This is a genomic window from Ruegeria sp. N10, assembly GCF_056531545.1.
The window spans coordinates 1-19,371 of the sequence record NZ_JBQFLY010000034.1 but is presented as its reverse complement, the minus strand read 5'-3'; the positions used below and the strand labels follow the sequence as shown (position 1 = coordinate 19,371).

At 50.8% G+C, this 19,371-nt stretch carries 18 protein-coding genes and 2 pseudogenes; 10 read left to right on the top strand and 10 right to left on the bottom strand.

From position 1 onward, the window contains the following. Window positions 1-85: 85 nt before the first annotated feature. From ACR0JI_RS21330 to ACR0JI_RS21300, 7 genes and pseudogenes are all read right to left on the bottom strand, one after another. Window positions 86-858 (bottom strand): annotated as a pseudogene (locus ACR0JI_RS21330) (IS3 family transposase); the annotation flags it as partial. A 39-nt stretch (window positions 859-897) separates the two neighbouring features. Then, entirely contained in the window at window positions 898-1,533 is a 636-nt protein-coding gene (locus ACR0JI_RS21325) for a hypothetical protein (protein WP_480496531.1), read from the bottom strand. Then, entirely contained in the window at window positions 1,533-1,739 is a 207-nt protein-coding gene (locus ACR0JI_RS21320; protein ID WP_480496533.1) for a hypothetical protein, read from the bottom strand. The genes ACR0JI_RS21325 and ACR0JI_RS21320 overlap by 1 nt, the downstream gene beginning before the upstream one ends. Next, entirely contained in the window at window positions 1,723-2,313 is a 591-nt protein-coding gene (locus tag ACR0JI_RS21315; RefSeq protein WP_480496535.1) for a hypothetical protein, read from the bottom strand. Before ACR0JI_RS21315 ends, ACR0JI_RS21320 begins: the two co-directional genes overlap by 17 nt. Further along, window positions 2,285-2,821 carry a hypothetical protein gene (locus tag ACR0JI_RS21310; RefSeq protein WP_480496537.1) on the bottom strand — a complete coding sequence of 179 codons (537 nt, stop codon included), beginning with the start codon at window positions 2,819-2,821 and terminating at the stop codon, window positions 2,285-2,287. Before ACR0JI_RS21310 ends, ACR0JI_RS21315 begins: the two co-directional genes overlap by 29 nt. A 214-nt stretch (window positions 2,822-3,035) precedes the next feature. Continuing rightward, window positions 3,036-3,419 carry a hypothetical protein gene (locus ACR0JI_RS21305; RefSeq protein WP_480496539.1) on the bottom strand — a complete coding sequence of 128 codons (384 nt, stop codon included), beginning with the start codon at window positions 3,417-3,419 and terminating at the stop codon, window positions 3,036-3,038. Window positions 3,420-3,538: 119 nt separating this feature from the next. Further along, the gene (locus ACR0JI_RS21300; RefSeq protein ID WP_480496541.1) at window positions 3,539-4,471 is read right to left on the bottom strand and encodes a hypothetical protein; all 933 of its coding nucleotides are present in this window, start codon (window positions 4,469-4,471) and stop codon (window positions 3,539-3,541) included. A gap of 434 nt (window positions 4,472-4,905) precedes the next feature. Here ACR0JI_RS21300 and ACR0JI_RS21295 point away from each other — a divergent pair, with 434 nt between their 5' ends. From ACR0JI_RS21295 to ACR0JI_RS21260, 8 genes are all read left to right on the top strand, one after another. After that, the gene (locus ACR0JI_RS21295) at window positions 4,906-5,289 is read left to right on the top strand and encodes a hypothetical protein (RefSeq protein WP_480496543.1); all 384 of its coding nucleotides are present in this window, start codon (window positions 4,906-4,908) and stop codon (window positions 5,287-5,289) included. Further along, window positions 5,282-5,761 carry a hypothetical protein gene (locus tag ACR0JI_RS21290; RefSeq protein ID WP_480496545.1) on the top strand — a complete coding sequence of 160 codons (480 nt, stop codon included), beginning with the start codon at window positions 5,282-5,284 and terminating at the stop codon, window positions 5,759-5,761. Before ACR0JI_RS21295 ends, ACR0JI_RS21290 begins: the two co-directional genes overlap by 8 nt. Before the next feature lie 1,081 nt (window positions 5,762-6,842). Beyond that, window positions 6,843-9,044, top strand: a complete 2,202-nt coding sequence (locus ACR0JI_RS21285) for a hypothetical protein (protein ID WP_480496547.1) — start codon at window positions 6,843-6,845, stop codon at window positions 9,042-9,044. 689 nt (window positions 9,045-9,733) lie between these two features. Further along, window positions 9,734-10,894 carry a helix-turn-helix transcriptional regulator gene (locus tag ACR0JI_RS21280; protein ID WP_480496549.1) on the top strand — a complete coding sequence of 387 codons (1,161 nt, stop codon included), beginning with the start codon at window positions 9,734-9,736 and terminating at the stop codon, window positions 10,892-10,894. Between the two features lie 127 nt (window positions 10,895-11,021). After that, window positions 11,022-11,816, top strand: coding sequence for a hypothetical protein (locus ACR0JI_RS21275; RefSeq protein ID WP_480496551.1), 795 nt, complete (start codon window positions 11,022-11,024; stop codon window positions 11,814-11,816). Between the two features lie 38 nt (window positions 11,817-11,854). Further along, window positions 11,855-12,646: a hypothetical protein gene (locus ACR0JI_RS21270; protein ID WP_480496553.1), complete on the top strand. Its 792-nt coding sequence runs from the start codon at window positions 11,855-11,857 to the stop codon at window positions 12,644-12,646. After that, complete coding sequence (locus ACR0JI_RS21265) at window positions 12,597-13,292, top strand: hypothetical protein (RefSeq protein ID WP_480880415.1); 696 nt, start codon at window positions 12,597-12,599, stop codon at window positions 13,290-13,292. Before ACR0JI_RS21270 ends, ACR0JI_RS21265 begins: the two co-directional genes overlap by 50 nt. A 19-nt stretch (window positions 13,293-13,311) precedes the next feature. Continuing rightward, a complete protein-coding gene (locus ACR0JI_RS21260) occupies window positions 13,312-14,379 on the top strand; it encodes a M48 family metalloprotease (protein ID WP_480496557.1) in 1,068 nt (355 codons plus the stop codon). A gap of 139 nt (window positions 14,380-14,518) precedes the next feature. On the opposite strand, the gene ACR0JI_RS21255 is transcribed toward ACR0JI_RS21260, so the two are convergent. Continuing rightward, window positions 14,519-15,648 (bottom strand): IS3 family transposase gene (locus ACR0JI_RS21255; RefSeq protein WP_480496559.1). Its coding sequence is split into 2 segments (ribosomal slippage): window positions 14,519-15,405 and window positions 15,405-15,648, totalling 1,131 coding nucleotides; the frame shifts between segments, so codons are not numbered across the junction. A 64-nt stretch (window positions 15,649-15,712) separates the two neighbouring features. Continuing rightward, window positions 15,713-16,579, bottom strand: a pseudogene (locus tag ACR0JI_RS21250) (hypothetical protein); the annotation flags it as partial. A gap of 514 nt (window positions 16,580-17,093) precedes the next feature. Between ACR0JI_RS21250 and ACR0JI_RS21245 the strand changes: the two are divergent. Next, window positions 17,094-17,591 carry a thermonuclease family protein gene (locus ACR0JI_RS21245; protein ID WP_480496561.1) on the top strand — a complete coding sequence of 166 codons (498 nt, stop codon included), beginning with the start codon at window positions 17,094-17,096 and terminating at the stop codon, window positions 17,589-17,591. 472 nt (window positions 17,592-18,063) lie between these two features. Here the strand turns inward: ACR0JI_RS21245 and ACR0JI_RS21240 are convergent, their stop codons facing one another. Then, on the bottom strand, window positions 18,064-18,399 hold the full coding sequence (locus tag ACR0JI_RS21240) for an HNH endonuclease (RefSeq protein ID WP_480496563.1): 336 nt from the start codon (window positions 18,397-18,399) through the stop codon (window positions 18,064-18,066). A gap of 341 nt (window positions 18,400-18,740) precedes the next feature. Here ACR0JI_RS21240 and ACR0JI_RS21235 point away from each other — a divergent pair, with 341 nt between their 5' ends. Then, complete coding sequence (locus ACR0JI_RS21235; protein ID WP_480496565.1) at window positions 18,741-19,043, top strand: SH3 domain-containing protein; 303 nt, start codon at window positions 18,741-18,743, stop codon at window positions 19,041-19,043. The last annotated feature ends 328 nt before the right edge of the window (window positions 19,044-19,371 follow it).

Here is a 19,371-nt window from a genome sequence, read left to right as displayed (position 1 = left end):
ACATTGACCACAACATAAACGCTGAGACATAAACAAAGGTGGGTCAAATCTCGGTGAAAATACCGGGTCACTTCTCAGCGGAAATCAACACATCGGTCGAGTTCAGCTTCCGCTCGACCCTGATAGCCAAACATTCCCGACTGTACTCATCAAGGATGTTCAGCGTCCGGAAGGCTTTGCCATCATCGGTTCGGCAATGGACGAAGTCATAGGACCACACGTGGTTGCGATACTCCGGCCTCAGCCGAACACACGACCCATCGTTCAGCCAGAGCCGTCCTTTTTTCGGTTGTTTCATTGGCACTTTCAGCCCCTCTCGCCGCCAGAGCCGTTCAATCCGTCCGTCGCTGACAGACCATCCAGCCTCTCTCAGCAGCGCAGCGATCCTGCGATAGCCATATCGGCCGTACTGTCGGGTCAACTCGATCATGTCGGCGACCAACCTGTCCTCGTCCGCGCGGCCTCTTGGGATGCGTCGTTGAGTGGATCGATGTTGTCCCAGCACGCGGCAGGCGCGTCGCTCAGATACTCTGAGCTGGCTGCGGACATGATCGATGCAGGCACGACGACGAGCGGGGCTCAGTAGTTTCCCTTTGTGGCTTCCGTCAGGATCAGTTTGTCCAACGTCAGATCAGAAACCGCGCGCCGCAGTCGCTCGTTCTCTTTCTGAAGCCGTTTCAGTTCCTTCAACTGGTCTACGCCCATTCCCCCGTACTTCTTTCGCCAGCGGTAATAGGTCTGTTCAACAACGCCGATCTGCCTGATCGCATCAAGTCGGGACATGCCTTGCCCCATCAGAACTTCAACCTGCCGTAACTTCGAGACAATCTCTTCAGGCTTCGGTCTCTTGTTTGCCATTCTTGGTCCTCCGTTTCCTAAACATAACGGTGGACCAGTTCAGTTGGGGAGGCTCAGATCGTATCTGCTAAAAACGATGTCGATTGAGCCATTTCGGTTCGTCTTCACGTCGGTGATTTGCACGACAACTGGTTCGACGAAAGCTTTCCGGACTACATGTACTGTAGCCTGGAGAAACCGTCCAAGTGGCACAAGCCAGCCTGGGCCAATGTTCGGCTTAAGGCTCGCAGTATCTGCGCTGACTAGATCTGGAAAGCGATCTGCGATATCGAGCTCGAGATCTGTCGGCCACCTCATCTCAGCCCCTTCAAACCGTTGTTCGAGGTAGTCGTTGTAACACCAGCAGCAAAGTGTCGTCAGATAGCCCTGAATGCTCTGCAACTGCGCCGCATTCCCACATTTCTCACAGGACTTCTCAATCTCGTCCACCCGCGTATCCAGTTCGTCGCGGATATTTTGATTGCATTTTCGCGTGTAGACGCGAAGGCCTCCGAGCTTTTGCTTGATCTGTTGGACATCCGGCAGCTCACTCCCAAAAACATCCGGGTCGCGCTCAACGCTGCGCTTCACATCCTCAAGCACCATAGCAAGTTGGTCAGCCCAGCCAGCGCGATGGTCTCCAAGCTCCTTCCGAACGCTCGCGTCGATATCATTCCAATCAACAACCGTTTTCATTACATATCCTTCAACTGCGCCACCGCGTCAGCTTTCTCATTAACAACACGCATGATCTCCTCATCGGTGAGATCTTCGATACCTTCGAAATCCTCAGGTGAGATTAGGAATGCGACATTGCTTTCACTGTCGTGAACCGCAAACGACAACTTCAGGAACCTTGAGTCTTCAGTCCTGCTGAAAACTGGCTCAATTGTCCTCGTCATGGCCATTCTCTTTTATGGCGATGCGCTCATCCAGCTCGCGAATGCTTGTCCGGATCTGCGACAACAATTCGTTGTCACTCTCATGCACTTTGCGCGCTCTGATCTCATCTGCGGAAATCGGACCAGATAGTTTTGCCCGGCCAAGTTCGATCTCCGCTTCTTGCAGTGCCAGCAGAGCCGCGGTCAGTGGATCAATCTCGACGTCAACAGCGAGCGCGTCGAACTCCTCTGCGCTGACTGGATCAGCCAGCGGTGCTTGCCCGGCGAGAAACTTGTCCTTTTTCAGCTTCAGAAATGCGCGCGTCACCTCATCAGCCTCAGGCCGGGGCTCTCGCGCATCTGTCTTCTCAAGCCATGCCGCAGCGATTTTTTCGACCAAGGCCCAAACAGTCTGCTGGCGATCATGCTGTGAGATCTCGAAGCGGACTGCTTTCTCCTTGATGTCGAGGTGTTCGGAGGCCCTCTCGTTCACGCGCACTTCGTAGTCGCAGGGTCCGTCAAGATCGTCGCTGACATTCCCAGCATGTGCCCGGGCAACCTCGTTTTCATTCACATAGACAATTACTTTGAGCATCTCGCCACTCTTTCTTCACGCAAGCAGGACAACGTCCGTAGTCATCAGATCGGTCGATCTGGCCGAGATAACCGCAGGTCGAGCAGGTCATTCGATCCCGAATGGGCTTTTTCCGAACGCCAAACAGTCTCCTCCGTTCCGGATGGCGCTTGCTCGCGACATCATGTGCGCACCAGCAGCAAAGTGTCGTGTACCAGCCGTCCAACAGCTGGGTTTCAGCAGCGTTTGAGCATCGCTCACAGGTACGATTTGCACGCGCAATCGTCGCAGCGATCATCGACTGGATGTGTCGATCATCACTACGATGATAGATGCGGAGCTCGCCGAATTTCTCTTTGATCTGGAGAATGCCGGGGTAGGGCAGCTGTTGCTGATCGCAGTAGTGTTTGATCTCTGAAAAGAGCGGCGTAACCAAGCCGGCCCAGCCTTCGGATGTGCGTCCGAGGCTCTCCTCGACCGATTGCTTGATGTCGTTGAAATCAATTGCGTTCGAAACACTATACGACATGTCGGACTCCTCCTGTGATTGGTAGGAGGCCTGGGACTCGAACCCAGTCGTGCACTCTAATCTGGAGCTACAGGGATATAAGCCCCGCCTGCATACCCATGCTGCCTCCCACGCTTGTGGGCTACCTGTCGTTTACGACGGTATTCGCGGCAGTCGGATATGATTGCGGTTCTTGGCCATAGTCGTACTTGGATATTCACGACTATGAGTCGTGTCAACGCCCGTTCTTGGTCGTCGACATCTGATCGGGCTTGCCTTCCATCCTGCGTAGTTGCGCAATATTGGCTTCGGCACACTCTAGGAGGACGATTCCTTCGGTTCGGGTCATGTCGTTCAATTTTTTGATGAACGTGTCGACATCCATATCGACGCTTTTTCCATTCAAGATCAGATCTTTTGTTGAGCGCTCGACAACCCGGCCAAGGGGCAGGGCAGGGTGGCGGGTAAGCATGCCACGGTAATTCAGCACCAGTAGGCAGGAAGATTCCTTTTCGCTCAAATCAGGAGTATCTATCGAGCTGATGATCGGGTGACAGCGATAACATACTATCTCGATCCGGGATGATCTCTTTTGGTCGAAACCATTTTTTGGCTTCATAGATATCCATCACCGAGGGGGCAGTTCCTTAACAATGGTCATATTGGTCAGTGACTGGATCGCTCTGCAAATCTCGGCAACCTGCAAAAAATGCATGTGGCTTTAGAGTTCTACTGAATTCAAGATTGGCATTCGGTAGCGCGTGCAAGAAGGAATCTTACTGCGTCTTCAATGTCATAGACATGTTGAACGATTCTGAGTTTGATAGATCTCAGGTAGGTTGGACCTGCGTTTCTACCGGGTAGGTTCAAAGGATCCCAACCTACGGCAGCGTAGTAGTTCTGGCTGCCTCGATGTGCCACAAAATCGACGTATTGGCCACCTTTTACCTGTACCTTCCCACTGTTTTCGATGTCCAAATCTCGTAAATCGATTACGGTCTGCAACAGCATTCGCCCGTCTGGGTGGAAGCGCTGAAATTCAACCATGCAGTCCTTTGGGAAAAGTCCTTTGTAAGTGTAAATGTCCTGAAAATTCACCAAGTCTAGAAAATCATCGAAGTCAGACGGCTCCAGCCTACTTGTGACTGAGTTATTTGATTTTGTGGCTTTGTCAAAGCAATCCAGCCGCGCAATGTCATTCTCAATTTTGGAGCAATCTGTTGCTTGCGTTTTTGTAGTCGATGAATCCGCAGTGTTCTTATCAGAGACAACTGCAACGATTGACTGATCATCGCCCCCAATCGACCGTTGCAAAAATAGTCCAGGTTCGTTTTTGCAGGGCAGAAGGATCACGCAGTGCTCCGGGTTCTTTAAGTCGCTCAAGCAAAGCTGGTTATCCACAAATCGGAACAATTGCCTTACACCCCCATACCTGCCCTCAAAAACCGCCTCACCGCTGCTTTCAAACGACTGATTCCACTTACCAAAAAAATTCAGATCAATTCCGAGAAGCCGATTGCCGAGGAGCAGTCTTTCGAGTTTTTTGTCGCTTAGCTGAGTTTCCAGATCAGAGCAGCTCGATTGTTCAACTCTTTCATAGGCTGTTTCATAGTCACTAAAAAAGAAGGTCTCTGAGTAGGCAAACCCTGAACAAAGGGGCGCAAGAACCAACCCTACTAGACATGCCCAAATCCTATTTCTCCGCAAACTAATGCTCCTTAGAAAAACACGTGATCTTCCAACATGTACTCCTTGTCGCGGATTTGTCACGTTTGAATCAAATAGGGCCACTACGTAAATCGATCTTAAAGCTCCCTCCGTCCAAAAGTCCAATGCCACCCTGACGCGGACACCCCGCTGATCAACAGTTGCGATTTAGTACTAAAATCTGGCCGAAGTTCACTTTGGGGTGACTGGCGACTTTAAATATCTTTTGTTGTTGTGGCTGCCACCAGCATGGGACGTTTGTTGCCGCTACCGTGCTGGTGAGAATAGGCATACGACTTCATGTCAAATCAGTTGGGCGTTTGATAAAGACCCCAAGTATTGATTTTCGGGGCCGAAGGTCGTAGTGTCCCGGACGTTTCTTTTGTTAAGAGGTTAGCGTGAAGTATCTCGCATTGTTGCTCATTTTTTTGCTCGCGGCATGCAATTCCACATTGGAAGATCCAGTCGCAAAGTCTCCCCCTTCTGCCGGTAGCTTTGAAGGCGCGCTCAAGATTTACGCAGATTGTTTGTCGATGTCGGCGGGCGCGCGTATGAATGGTTCTGATGGTCTCACCGAGAACCAAATAATAAACAAATCACTCGGGGATTGCCGAAAAACCGGGATGCAAGCTGCTGAATTCTTACTCGACGAGGAGGCTACGGATTTACCTCTTCGCTACCACGATTACTCACATGCTAAGAAGTTTGCATTGCCGATTATTGAGCAAGATGGATACCAGTTTCTGCAAAACATAATCGCAAGGAGTGAGACAAATGCTTGAGACCCGCAAACTCCTTTTAACTTCCTTCGCAGTGTTTTTGCTCTTCACAACAAGCAGCATTGCAGCACCAAGCGATGAAGATATTACCCGCATGGACTCACGTAGCGAACGCGGTTTCTCGCGTTTTTTGGAAAACTCCCATTCATTCATTGAGATATTTCTGGAGGCTGGCGCGGCTATTGCCAAACATAGAGCGACGGGAGTGACGACTCACCCAGGTGTTGGGGGTGCAATAAGTAACACCATACAACAAGGCGGCGAAGTCGGAGTGGAACTGGGTATAACTGACTACAAGGTTTCCAGAGACCAACAGCAAAAGATTAGTGTCTACGCACACGAAGTCGCTGATGGGAGAGTTAGTTTTGATGACGCCGTTGATCAAATCATGGGCAGCAATTATACCCGAGGCGCAGGGCGTACGAACGTGGCAAATGCATTGCAGGCCGAGATTCTAAAAGTGCAGAACCAGTAACTACAAAAGTCTACACTTGATCCTTCGAACACCTCAGTTTGCCAGATACCGTAGACGAAAGACGTAGTTTGATTGCATTCGGCTTCGCCCTGTCTGACGTCCAACTCTACTAGGGGACGGATGTCTGACATCTGAGTCAGGTCTTCAAACTCAAAAGCGCGTTGCTCTCCCCATTACTTCTTCCAAAAGAACGCAGAAACTGGAGTTAGGTAACCATTTTGTGGAGGGCTCGGGTAAGCAAAATGTTGAGTTTGGCAACCAGAAACACACACCGAGAAGCGCTTTCAAATGAGGTTGGCTGCACGTTGCTCGGGCCTGTGAACCTTCTCGAACAGATGGGTCAAATCCTGGTCACTTGTGTCCGAGAAGGCCGCTTCGATCAGACTGTTTACCGGATGATTGGGGATCAATCGCGGCAGGGCAGGGGGCTCAAAAATGCTCCCTTTTGCGTCGAAGCCGAACAAACCGACAGAGCGCCCTAGGGCGACTACTCCATGGCAAAAGCAAATTTAGTAAAGTCTTGTCTTGGAAAGACTTGCCTTGTGTGACGATAGAAAGACCGCGAAGGGCACCCTTTTTGAGGGTTCTAAAACGAGGAAACGCTCCAGTTGAAAATCTGGAGCGATCCTACCTGGGCCGCGAAACAATAATATAGTCCAATGGGAGACTCTTATCGTCCGATGGCGGCCCAATGGACCGCCTATGAGAGAGATATGGCAGTTCAGATGCGCGTTGCAAGTCTTCGGGGTTAATCTCTCCTTTTCTGGGCGATTCGCTCTAAACGCTTAAAAACTCGTTAATAATTGCCCTCATCGCTTCTCATATTTCTTGATTTGAGCAAGGGCATCGCTTACTTCCCACTCAGCCGATCAATTTAGGTTGGCCTCAGGAGTAGAGATCGCCGGCCGCGAGTTTCTGGTCTTGATGCATAACAAATGGATTCTAAAAAAATGTTTGTTTTGAGCAGCTCAAAGACGCAAGCGTTGCGTCGTCAGAATACAGACTATGTGCCACTCCTGGCTCCACCATTTGCGCGTGCTGTAACCAGCACTGCGGCAGGCCGGAAAGTGTCCGGTCCAGTGTGTCGAGCCTAATAACAACGACCCAGGTTAAAGAACAAATCCATGAAAGCGTAAGTCTGATCCCGCTACAGGTTCAGATCGATGCTGACTTCGTGCCATCCTATCCAACCTACCTGGAGCAGATTGTTTACAATCGCCCGGCTCCATGGACGCCCGAGGACTACTTCCGCATTCTTTGGGGACCATGTATCGAGGCCGGGTATGGCAGCAGCTATGTCACAATCGAACGAAACTACGAGCGCATTCTCGAAGAAGGCATCACTGAGGAAGAACTCGAAATCTGGCGGGCTCAGGATATGTTCTGGAGAGAAAAGGTCTCTCCCAACCGCAAGTGGATCACTAAGTCGTTCAAGATAGATGCTCTGCTGGATCCCAAGGGTGACGACGCTGCCTTTAAAGCACTGGCCGTTATGACCAGCGTTGAAAAAGAAGGTGATATCTACTGCTCGCAAAACCCTATTGGTAACAGCTGGTATTGGATACCGCAGCTTCACCAGTATCGCGCTGAAGCGAAACAAGGTGTTCAAGTTGAGGATCGCACAAAGATTATGCCTTGGCGGAGATGCGAGGATAACGTCGACATCATCCGGGCCCTGTATCTCGATGTTGATGACCTGCTGACCAATCACAATATGGACGCTGATCAGGTTGCCGCGTTTATTTTGGCAGCCTGTGAGCAGAGAAACATACCCTTGCCATCGGCCGTCTTTTTCACGGGCCGCGGTGTCTGTGCCACCTGGTACGTCAAGCCAATCAAGGGTGCCAACAAAATCAGGCGTTGGCGCCTGACAATGGAGCGCCTGCGCAATATGCTTGCAGATGTCATGCCGGACACAGCCGTTGCAGATCCTAGCCGCGTATTGAGGGTGCCTGGTTCGATCAACACGAAAAGTGGCGCGATGTGCCGACCTCTCTGGGCTCGCCCGGGGCAGGGAGGACGGCCCTATGAGCACGACTTTAATAAGCTATGTGATGAGATCCTGCCTATGTCATCAGATGTGTATCGCGACCTATGCATGCGCCAATACATCGAGTGTGGATTAGAGTTCAAACGCATCAATGCAGAACGCAAGGCCGCTACCGAGGCTTACAGACACAGCGTTGTTTTTCTTACCAAAAAGTCGGCCACGCTTCCTCAGCACAAAGGTCGCCACAGTTATGCCCGCACTTCGGTCGAGGATCTTGAAAAGATTCATAAATTGAAGTGGGGTGGAGGGCATATCCCACGCGGCAATCGAAATCGTTGGCTCTTCGCGTGGGTTTCAGCAAAGCTTGTGCTTGTTCGCCCGGCCAATATGAAAGCGTTCACCGATGAAATCGTCGCAAAGGGTCTCGAGATCGGCCTGAAGGGGATGGCCACAGCCAAGGCTATGGCGCCGGCATATAAGAGGATGCGGGCCCAGCACGCTGTCAATTCCGGACTGTTGGCGGGTGAGGGCGATGCCGAAGCTCTCAAGGCAAAGACAAAATGGGGAGCTAAGGAGGGCTCCCAGGGGCGCACGGTCCTGAACTACTCGTTTTCAGCTAAGCGTCTCATAGACCTGTTCAGGATTTCAGATGCAGAGATGCGCAGTTGGAATCTGCGCGTGTTGATCTCGACGAATATCCGTCGTGAACGTGATCGCACTCGTAAGGCCCTGGAGCGTGGTCAACTTACAGCTCCGATCTCCCTTGAAGAGAAGGCCGCGCAATATGCTGCTGAGGGCAGGGCGATTAAGGCACTCATGGAAAAGAAGGGTCTGTCCCAAAGGGGTGTCGCAGCTGAGCTGGGCGTTTCGTTGGGCCTGGTTCAACGCCGCCTGAAACGAACGGAGAACGAAACCAGCAGAACTGACTCGGCTTGTCCTTGTAAAGATAATAGGAGCGAGCCGGCGCGGCGAGGCGCAGATGAGTCTGTATATAATAAAGGCCTCTCGAACCCAGAGGAGGCCTTGGTTTCGATCCGCAAGTCCTCATCTGTCGTGAAGCTTTCGGACAAGAAATGGGAGAAAGTACGGGAAGGGGCGAAGGTTACACCCTTTGAGCCTGAAAAACCGGTCGAAGCCCATCCTTCGAAATCAATACCTGACAAACAACCGGCCAAGATTATTGGTTTTGGACCCATCGCATCTAGCCCACGTCCGCAGGATCTTCATTTCCAACCTTTGGAGGGCCCTGAGGTGCCCCTGAATTGCAGAAAGCGCTTGCTTTGGTCGGGCTAAGGTGACCATCCCAGCGCGTTATTCGTGCTATTAGGAACGCTTGACGTGTTATTAGGAACAGTCAGCTCGTGCTTTCACCTGCGCCTTCCTCACGGCAAGAACAGCGCACAAAAATTCACATCTAAAACAACATGTTAATCCGCACCCGGTGATCAATCATTTACTGTCTGGATACCGTTGTATAGGCCACCCCGTAGTCTCGGCAGAGTGGCTGAGAACTTTGACCAATTGATTTTGTGTTTTAAATCAATTTTTTACATGGTCTTTGTGACTGCGTTCCCGATAACACGAATTTAACTATGAAACCGAAATTGGTGCCAAGATACACCCGCAATCGCCCGGGAGAAGGTCAGACACATCACTTTGAGCAATAAGAGCTGTGCATAGCAAATCAACACGAATATGTGCTTGAGCCGACCCCGATCCAGCGCCACCATTTTGACCTACCTGACTTTTGGAGGCCTGTCTCGTGACAGTCTTGACGTTCTTGGGTTTGGTTTTGGCTAGCGCGATGTATTGGGCGGTTTGCATTGGCAGGCATTGCCGCACAATCGCCACTCCGAGCCGGTCAGTTTGTAACCATTGCCGCATTTGACGGGCATGTCCGTCAACGTCATTACATTTGCAATACTGCTAAGTGTATTCATACTTATTAATACTGATGTAGATGCAATTGCTGTTGAATTCGAATGCGTGAACTGAGTTCTTTCTCGAAAACCCTGCTGAAAATCTATGATGCCGCCTACGCGCCTCGCGCTTGGACTGAGGCAATGGATGGCTGCAAGGCGCATACAAGCGCGCTCTATTCTGTGTTTCACGCACAACCGATACAACAAGACTTGGAATTCACGACACAAGGTGGATGTTCGGCTTCTGTTGCGCTTATTCCTGTCTTGAAGGAGTACAATGAGAAATTCGGACACCCAGGAAACACTGGATATGATGACGTAGGTGTTCGGTACATGAACAATGCCATGGTTGGCGAACCAGTCCTTGATACTGATATTTGGGACCTAGACTGGCTCACGAAGCGGCCCGAGTTAATCCACAATAGGGAGAATGGTTTCTTCCGAAAAATGTATGTGAACCTTTCATCAGATCCCTTGATGCACTCTGTGGTATTTTATTTGTACCCAAGGAATCTGAGCGAAATTCCTAAAGCGGATTTGTCGGCTGTTAGGCTTCTAGGGCCTCACTTGTACAAAGCGCTGGACATTGCCCGTTGGGGCGACGGGCTAAGGAGAAAATACAATGCGGTTCTAAGTGTTCTGGATAGGTTTCAAGTGGGTGTGTGCTTGGTTGATGGGCGTGGTCACGTAATCCTTCAAAACACAAAAGCTAAAACGTTGATGTCGGAAAGCGGCTCAATTCTGACGGGGCGAGACGGAAAACTTCTAGTAAAAGATCCAGATGTGACCCAGGAAATAGCGGCGGCAATAGAGGAAGTCTCCAAGACGGCACTGGGTGAATCCGTAACCAGTTCCATCGAGATAACCATGACAGATGAAAACAAAGGTCAGCCAGTTCTTCTTGTTGCCTCACCCCTTAGAGATGCAGATATGGAATTGGAGCGAAATCTGTCCGGATGTCTGCTGACAATTATCGACGGAACAGTTGCCGAAAACTTGAGGGTCAATGCCTTTGCGAAAGCCTATGGGTTAACTCCTACGGAAACCGGTGTAGCAGAACGCTTGGCTTCAGGGCTCACCACGCCTCAGATTGCAGAGGACATGAATGTGGCTCCATCAACAACCGAGACGCATCTGAAATCTATATTCAGCAAGACGAGATCCAAGAACAGGGTGAACTTCGTTTGGCGGGTTGCCCAGTTTTCTCCACCTATCGACTAAAAACAGTACCTCAAAAAACCGACTACAAATCTATACGTGGGTAAGTCTCCCCCATTCATGGGAGGCGAAAAATCAATTCACTGTTTAGCATACAAACGTTCAGTTTTCTTGTTTGTGGGAACAGTGCATGGTGTCGCGTGAGTATTTTATCCCTTTGGTAACTCGTCGGCTACTGACCCTACTCTTGGGCGTGTGTGTAGGGTTAACAGGTATCCTCTCTTCAACTAAATTGCTGGCATTCGAGAGTATTCCGGGCGTCTCGCAGGAACCACACCCTTTTGAGATCTGGGGTGAAGAGGCGCAATTCGAATCCAGAGATGAGTACGCAGAGTACTGCATTGCACTGGTCAGTCACGTGGGTGGCCCTTACTCAATCCATGATGATCTTTACGCGCTTGCTGGCTGTGAGAACCAGGGGATCATCTCCGGATATCAATTAGAACAACATGGCAAAGCTGAAACTTTGGCCAGGCAGTACGTGACTGACCAAATCTCCTGCGAGGGCATGAAGGCAGATCTCGAAGCCTACGATATCTCCCTTTGGCTGGATGAACATGTAGACAAACTGATCGGATGCAACTTGAACGAACCTCAAGTCTTAGCCCTCCGAGATATGATGGGCATGCAACCAGGCTGGATTGAAGCACAGGATGACGATCAAATGTCGGTCGTTATGCTGGAAGCTATATCTCCAGAGTACTGGACCGAGTCTGAAAGTGACTTCTATTTCCAAGTTTCTGACGGACAGATGCTTGGCCCAGTTTGGGAAGCAAGAGCCGACGAAATAGCTCAATTTTGTGCCAAATTGGCAGAAAATTTAGAGCCAGAATACAGCTATCCCATTGAGCAAGAGCCTTGGTTCAAATTGATCCCCAAACCAAATGATTGCCGACGCCTGAGAATGGTTCCGAGCGACTGGTGAACCCCTGTGCGATATTTCTTCTTCAGTAGGAGGCAAACATGACTCAATCTTTTAAGTCGTCGAAACGAGAAAAGTGCTCCGCATTCATCTTTGCAGCAATTTTATCACTTGGAACTCAAGTCCTCGCACAGGAAATACCAGGAACATCGCCGGAGCCTCACCCATTTGAGATTTGGGGTGCCCCGGGTAAAGGTAGGCAATTCGCTTCGGACGACGAGTATGCTGAATACTGCAACGGACTTGTATCGCACTTGACAGGTCCGTACGCACTTAATCCATATGGAGGGCCGGGAACGAGCGGAGACCTTTTAGAGGTATACGTTCTGGCGGGATGCAAAACAAAAGGAATGGTATCGGAATACCAGCTTCAGAAGCATAGAAAGGCTGAAGCTGATATTCGGCAATCGGTAATCGACGGGGTGTCCTGTAGCACTTTGAAGTCAGACCTAGATGCACATGATAATTCATGGTGGCTTGAAGAGCATTACCATATTCTCCAAAACTGCCAAATTAACGACGAACAAGCGAGCGCATATCGTGAACTACATGATATGCAGCCGGGATGGTTCACAGCAGACTTTTGCGGCCCAACGGCAGAAATGGGTCTAGTCCATTCAATTCCAGGCGAATATTGGTTTCCAGAGGAAAGTGACTGCCACTTCGAAATAAGCGGAGGTGAAATGGTCGGCCCTGTTTGGGAAGAGCGCCTCGAGCAACTGAACAAGCACTGCAATCGACCACTGGAAAACTCTGAACCAGCGTTCGGATATGAAATAGAAAATGAGCCCTGGTTCAGAGATATCCCCAAGCCAGCTGATTGCAGATTGTAAGGTGGAAAGGATGCTGAGAAGGCACAGCACATCTCTGCTGATTGTGGCTATCTCGGTCATTCTGACGAATCCGGTTGCCGCATTGGAGCGGGTACACAGCATTCCCATCCCCGGGCAATCAGATTGGGAAAATCCCTTGCTTTCATTCGAGAACATAAAGGATGTCAGTGAGAACATCTGGGTCGAGTTTTGCGAACTCTATGTCAAGCACATCGGCGGGCCATACCAGTCTGAGCAATTTGATCCTGTAGAGGAATTCGAAAGGGCCCAGTATTGCCTGGAGATGGGTTATATCACGCCTGAAGCCTATTCCGCACATGAGGCCACCGAGGCCGCTGTGCGCCAACAAGTCGTTGACAGCATCTCCTGCGATCTTTTGAAGGAAAGCATGCTCGACGAGGACTTTTCCATCTGGCTTACCCCGGAGCATTATGAATTGTTACCTGAATGCGATCTCGGCGCTGAGCACTGGGAGGCATACAGAGACTACCATCGCCTCTGGCCGGAATGGATATCCTGGGACACCTACAGAGATGACTTCGATGCCGAATGGGCCGTCATGGTATTGGCGCCCATACCTGAGGATCAGCTGCTCCCTGAAGAGGTAGAGCTAGTGAAAGAGATGAATACACAAAAAGAAAACTGACATATCGAATGAGGTCTCCATGCGACTACCCATTGCCATTCTAATTCTGGCCAGCTGCATAAACAGTCAAGTGCATGCAGGAGATCAAATCGAACAGACTTGCGGCGCTCGCTTCCAGTACACTGAAATTGCGGCCCCTATGGGGTTTGGTGTGGATGCAGCGACAAGCATGGTAGACGATATCGTCAATGCTGTTGGACTTCGAAGAAACTTCCGCGTCGTTGCTACTTATGATGTTTCATTTGCCGCGGCTGCTATCCGTCCTGAGCCAATGTCGCAAGCCCTTCAAAGGCGTCACATATTGTTCAATCCAGACTGGGTGGAAAGCATTCGCGATGATAAGTGGAAGGCTTATGCCGTGCTAGGACATGAGGTCGGACACCATCTGCAAGGCCACACTCTCGATTGCCAGGGCTCCTATCATAAGATCGAATTGGAAGCCGACGAATTCTCAGGATATGTACTCGCCAAACTTGGAGCCACGGAAGACGAGGCCACCAGAAAAGTAAGAACTCAAAGCGTAACTGGATCAGCAACCCACCCGCCCCGAAATGAGCGCGTCGCAGCAACCCTTCGAGGATACAAAAGAGCCAAGGCAGAGAGCGGTGAGGGATATCAACTCTATGTGTCCAGAAATGTCCTCTTGAGCACTGCTCCAGACCAGATAGACCCGAACTCCCCGCGTATCTATGTGGGGAGTAAAATTGATGTAATCACCAAGGATGCTGCGCCCGGCTATGACGAGGTGGAATATGATGACGGTACAAAGACATATCGAGGCCTACTCGGACAAGGACAGACTTTTCCAATCGACCCAAGCGTAAAATGCTCCTTTTCGCCGCAGCCTTCCAACCTTGTAAGCCTCCCGATGCGGAGATTGCTTCGTGACCCTCTTCTCGTTAGAAATTACGGCGGGCAAACAAGTATCTGCGGAGATCTTAAGCCTATTCCACGGGATAACCTGGTCTGGGTCTTGGAGACAGCGGGATTTTACTCTCTGATTGCTGTCGATACACGCCTAATCCCAGGTTTTAACAATGGCCTTGCCGTTGGTTGGGTTTTGACCGTCGATTTAGGTCCAGCATGAAGTTTCGCACCCCATGACAACTGTAGTCCAAGAGACCGTGCAATGCGGAGCCTGCGCTCATTTAAGTCGTCAGAGCACCATATCCAGCACAAATTCAAATGTGGACCTGTCCCATTTTTGTGCCGCCCCAAGTGCTCGTTTAGGCCACTTTCCGTTCGAATGCGACCGGACTTTTCCAACCCAATGCTGAGTGCCGTCGGCGCGGATTGTAGAAGCCGTTGATGTACTGGAAGATGGCCATTTCAGCGTCTCGGCGTGTTGGCCATGACCTGCGCCAGATTAACTCGGCTTTGATTGTTTTGAAGAACGTCTCGACGGCGGAGTTGTCGTAACAATTGCCCTTGCCGCTCATCGATACCTGGAACCCATACCGGCGCAGGATTTTCTGGTAGTCATGAGAACAGTATTGGCTGCCGCGATCCGTGTGGTGGATACAGCCTTTCGGCCGCTGTCGCAGAGCGATGGCCATGTTCAGTGCCCGGATTGCCAGATCACGCTTCATGCGGTTCGAGACGGCCCAGCCGATCACCCGACGTGAATGCAGGTCGAGGACAACCGCGAGATACAACCATCCTTCGCGGGTCCAGACATAGCTGATGTCTCCGGCCCATTTCTGGTTGGGTTTGTCTGCTGAGAAGTCCCGGTTCAAAAGGTTGGGTGCGATATTGAAAGCGTGGTTGCTGTCGGTTGTCACCTTGTATTTCTTCGACCGTTCGACACGAATGCCATTTTCACGCATCAATCGGCCAACCCGCCGATGCCCGACATTCAAACCAAGTTCCTTTAGTTCCTCGGTCATGCGTGGCCGACCATAACTGCCCAGACTGAGACGGGACTGTTCTTTAATGTGCGCCAAAACAACCATGTCGGTTCGTTGTCTTTGGCTGGCCGGGCGGCTGCGATGGGCACGCAGGCCACGAGCACTGACGTCCAGCACATCACACATCCTCTTGGCGCAAAAGGCGTCACGGTGTTCTTCGATGAACCTGAACCTCATGGCTTTAGGCTCGCGAAGAACTGCGTTGCCTTTTTTAGGATCTCCCTCTCCTCCTTGAGAATGCGGTTCTCTCTTCGAAGCCGCTCATTCTCGCGGGCAAGGTCAAGATCCTTATCAGAGACAACATCCGTATCGCGGTGCGCCAGAATCCATTTGTTCAGGGTCGACAGCCCAACACCCAGATCAAATGCCACCTGCTTGCGCGTCAGTCCGCTGGTCAGCGCGATCCGCACCGCATCAGCGCGAAACTCGTCGGTTCGTTTCAGTCCCATAGTTCATCTCCTTTGCTGCAATAAATGCTATCAAAGGAGCGGCATCAAACCGTGACACGACCAAACTGCGCCCATCAAGTTCAGGAAGTACAACCGAGGATGGCAGGTCTTCAGCAGCGCGGGCTACAAGTGGTGCCACGCTGTACTGGTTTAGCCGCGAGATCACACCTGCCAACTTCACGCTTTCCTCAGAAAACTGAACCGAGCGCCGATCCACTGGACCGGGTGCAACTGTAAGCTCGCGCATTTTTGCGAGGATTTCGTTTCCTTGTTGGAAGGCTTCCTCGATAGGTTCCTGCTGTGCCGCGATCTGCTCTTCAAGGTTTCTTAGTTCTTCAGCCTTTTGGGTCAGAACACGAAACACGGCGCCTCTTCCCGCAGTGCCTGAAAGGTCCCCAGACTGCTCGAGTTCAGCGAGTTCTTCAAAACTCTGGCGGGCGCGTTCCACCTCACGACCCAACGCTTGGCCGCTAAGGGCAATGTCATGGGCTTGCTCGAGAGCGGCTTGGTAGTCTCGGACTGTGTTTTCCAAGTGTTGTTCGACTGCGGCGGAGCCTGCGAGAGCGGCGGCGTTAAGCCAGCTGGACATGGCGATAATGGCGACAGAGCCAACAATTGTGGAGATCGTCAGACCAATGAATCCACTAGCCGTACGCATCGAAGGCAACAGGCGGAGCATATAGCTCCAAAACACGAAGATACCGACAGAGACAGCGATTGAGTACGCGACCGCGGCGAAGAATGAGACCGCGCCGTTGTCTTCAAGCAGTGAAGACACCCCAAGATAGGTGTAAATGCCAGACGCAATAGCTAGGACCCCCAAGGCTGCTGGAGTAAAAGTATCTAACCAGGCAAGATGACCTTCTAGTTCTTTTGCTGTCCGAAGTCCCTTTGCTTCCTCAGCCGTCAAGCGATCCCTGTTCTCCGTCATACTGCATCTTGCTCCACACTCATCACGCGATAGTTCGCTACTTAATCATTCATTAAGATTTTTCACCTTGGGTTGCACATCACGACGTCACGAAACGATTGCTTGCGCGAAACTGCCAATCTTCTGTGAGTTTCCGTCAACTTGCACCTCCAGTCCTAGTAGACGTTAATAATAGGAACCAACTGAGTTTCAGGTTGTTAATCTGGGAATATCAATAGGTAGAGATCGGCTGCCTCGCTATCCGATGCGTGAACGCGCTTAGCGGGTAAATCCATCACATCTCTTAAAGCGAATGTGAAGTGTCCCTAGCTAATCAACCCGAACGTGTGCTTGGGTCGATCATGATCCAGTATGACAAATTTGATTGACGTAACTTTTGGAGACCTGTCTCGTGGAAATCTTGATAGTTTTGGGTTTGGTTTTGGCTGGCGCAGTTTATTTGGCAGTTCGCAGTAACAGGCCAGGCGATACGGCTACTCCGTCGAGTCAGTCAGGTGTGTATGAGAAACCTAGATTGACCACGAACCAGCGGCAGCGCACATCGCAACCACAGCGTTTTGACCCGGATCTTACGCTAGCAATACCCGACGTATCCATAATAACGGGTTCGGCGTACGTAGTAGATGGCGATACACTGGTCATTAAGAAAACACAGGTTCGTCTGTTTGGTGTCGATGCTCCCGAGATAAACCATCCCTATGGAAAGAAGGCGAAATGGGCGCTCGTTTCGCTTTGCAAGGGTCAAAAAATTAGGGCCGAAGTGACCGAGCAAGACACCCACGGACGGACTGTTGCAAAGTGCTACCTTGAGGATGGCCGTGATCTATCCGCTGAAATGGTAAAACTGGGTTTAGCGATAGACTGGCCAAAATTCTCCGGTGGACAGTACCGGTCTATGGAAATGCCCGACACTCGAAAAAAGCTGTGGCTGGCAAATGCGCGGCAAAACGGACATATGGAGCTGTGGAAGCAATACGACGCGAAGCAGGCCGCTCGGAAAGTGAACAACTGATGACTTCAGAAACCACCGCCAATCCGGACTATCGTAGATAACTCGAGCCGATAAAGCTGTGCCTCGGCCCGGTGCAGAACATCATCAGGTTTTGCATTCGGGTTGACACGCTACCAAAACGGACAAGTAGAAGTCAGTGGCTTCAATGGAAAACCAGTTTGCGCTCTGTGATCCCGTGAAACATCAATCATCCGACCTAGTTTAGAAATAACTGACCAGAGGTTGCGAAATGTTCAACGACGATGTCCTTGCAAAGTGCCCAGGTTGCGGTTCTTCCGATAGTACAATTTCGAATGAAGATATCACTTGCAGTGCGTGTGGATTTAGCGAGTTGCTTGTGCTTGATGATCAGGCACTTGAAGGAATGCAAAACGACATAGCAAACGCAATAAATATGGCAAAAGCGCGAGACGTTTTGCAGCGATGGAGTTTCGCGGGGTAGTCGGATTAAGCCACTAGCCGGTACGGTATTTTATGAACTCAACCGCATCCAGCCACCCAGTTCCATTCGGTCCAGCACTTTTAACTTGTATGCTTCCGGCGATAGTGGCTTCTTTGACCGGTGGCGGCTTTGATTGCAAAATTTGCAGGCAGCAACAATGTTTGCTGGAGAGTCTGGTCCGCCATCCGAAACAGAAAGTAAGTGTTCCGCTGTGCATTGGAACCAACGCGCCTTGCGCTCTGAAACAGAATGGGCGGATTGGAATTTTAGCGGTGATCCTGACCACATCGGCTGATTGCAGTAGAAGCATCGACCACCCTGAGCGGCATACTTTTCATCACGAATTTTTCTTATATCAGTTTTCATTTCACAGTCCTGGTTTCGAAATTAATCGAGAACCGGCTGTGAAAGCTTCTTGCTCTTCACCGGCGTAGCCTAAGGGATCAACGCCTAGTTCCTCGCCACGGAACACGCCTTCCTGGCTTGAGCTCCGCTCGTCCAATATCAAGAACATATTCTCAGCTGTCAATCGATGGGAAAGCGTTCAGGTCGAGCGAAATGAATTCCGAGCCCAAACCTGACCAAAGGCATACTTAAGAATCCTAGTTTAATAGTCGGTTTAAACGTGCGCATTCTTCGGTCAGGGAGTTCCGCTTGATGATCAGAGGCGCTAAGATCGCAGTTGAGGAAACAGGCAGGTTAACGTTATGCGAAGTGCAATCTTCTTGCCCTTAGTGGCATTTTTCATTTGCGCCATTGTCTTAACTCAATCCGCAACGGCAGCTTCTCTTGGACAGTACGAGGTTTTTGGCGTTGAAGACGGAGATATGCTGAAACTGCGTGCAGGACCGGGAATAGGGTTCAACGTGATAGTGGGCCTTCCAAATGGAACTGCTTTAAGAGTTCACAGTTGCGAGCAGACCGGCGACACCCGTTGGTGCCGCGTGTCCTTGCAACGTGCGCGTGGTCTAAAGGGATTTGTCTCTTGGGCATATTTGCGAAAGCTATAAGTATAGCTTTGTCGCGGTGCCATCTTAGCTGCCCAGGCTTTGTCAGAACAACCAAAATTGAGTTGGTTAAGGTGATGTCCTAGCTTCGGCCAATATTCGTACGCATAGTAGCCCTTCAGGGTGCCATCTCCGTCTCGATCTCGGGTGAGTTCACCAACACGCTCGATGAAGAGGACCTGCGTTTAGCGGAGGAGGCACAGTCAAAGGGCGGTTCGCTGAGCGCCCAAGTCTGGTGGGTGAGCGCTTGGATGAAGACTCACCTTACGAAGCAATGGCCCTAGCAAGCTATCATGGAATACGAAACGATGTTTTGAGATTTGGAGGTTTT

Coding starts and splice junctions, on each gene's coding strand:
- ACR0JI_RS21325 (WP_480496531.1), bottom strand. CDS start 1,533: ATGAAAACGGTTGTTGATTGGAATGATATCGACGCGAGCGTTCGGAAG.
- ACR0JI_RS21320 (WP_480496533.1), bottom strand. CDS start 1,739: ATGACGAGGACAATTGAGCCAGTTTTCAGCAGGACTGAAGACTCAAGG.
- ACR0JI_RS21315 (WP_480496535.1), bottom strand. CDS start 2,313: ATGCTCAAAGTAATTGTCTATGTGAATGAAAACGAGGTTGCCCGGGCA.
- ACR0JI_RS21310 (WP_480496537.1), bottom strand. CDS start 2,821: ATGTCGTATAGTGTTTCGAACGCAATTGATTTCAACGACATCAAGCAA.
- ACR0JI_RS21305 (WP_480496539.1), bottom strand. CDS start 3,419: ATGAAGCCAAAAAATGGTTTCGACCAAAAGAGATCATCCCGGATCGAG.
- ACR0JI_RS21290 (WP_480496545.1), top strand. CDS start 5,282: ATGCTTGAGACCCGCAAACTCCTTTTAACTTCCTTCGCAGTGTTTTTG.
- ACR0JI_RS21280 (WP_480496549.1), top strand. CDS start 9,734: ATGCGTGAACTGAGTTCTTTCTCGAAAACCCTGCTGAAAATCTATGAT.
- ACR0JI_RS21275 (WP_480496551.1), top strand. CDS start 11,022: ATGGTGTCGCGTGAGTATTTTATCCCTTTGGTAACTCGTCGGCTACTG.
- ACR0JI_RS21270 (WP_480496553.1), top strand. CDS start 11,855: ATGACTCAATCTTTTAAGTCGTCGAAACGAGAAAAGTGCTCCGCATTC.
- ACR0JI_RS21265 (WP_480880415.1), top strand. CDS start 12,597: ATGAGCCCTGGTTCAGAGATATCCCCAAGCCAGCTGATTGCAGATTGT.
- ACR0JI_RS21260 (WP_480496557.1), top strand. CDS start 13,312: ATGCGACTACCCATTGCCATTCTAATTCTGGCCAGCTGCATAAACAGT.
- ACR0JI_RS21240 (WP_480496563.1), bottom strand. CDS start 18,399: ATGAAAACTGATATAAGAAAAATTCGTGATGAAAAGTATGCCGCTCAG.
- ACR0JI_RS21235 (WP_480496565.1), top strand. CDS start 18,741: ATGCGAAGTGCAATCTTCTTGCCCTTAGTGGCATTTTTCATTTGCGCC.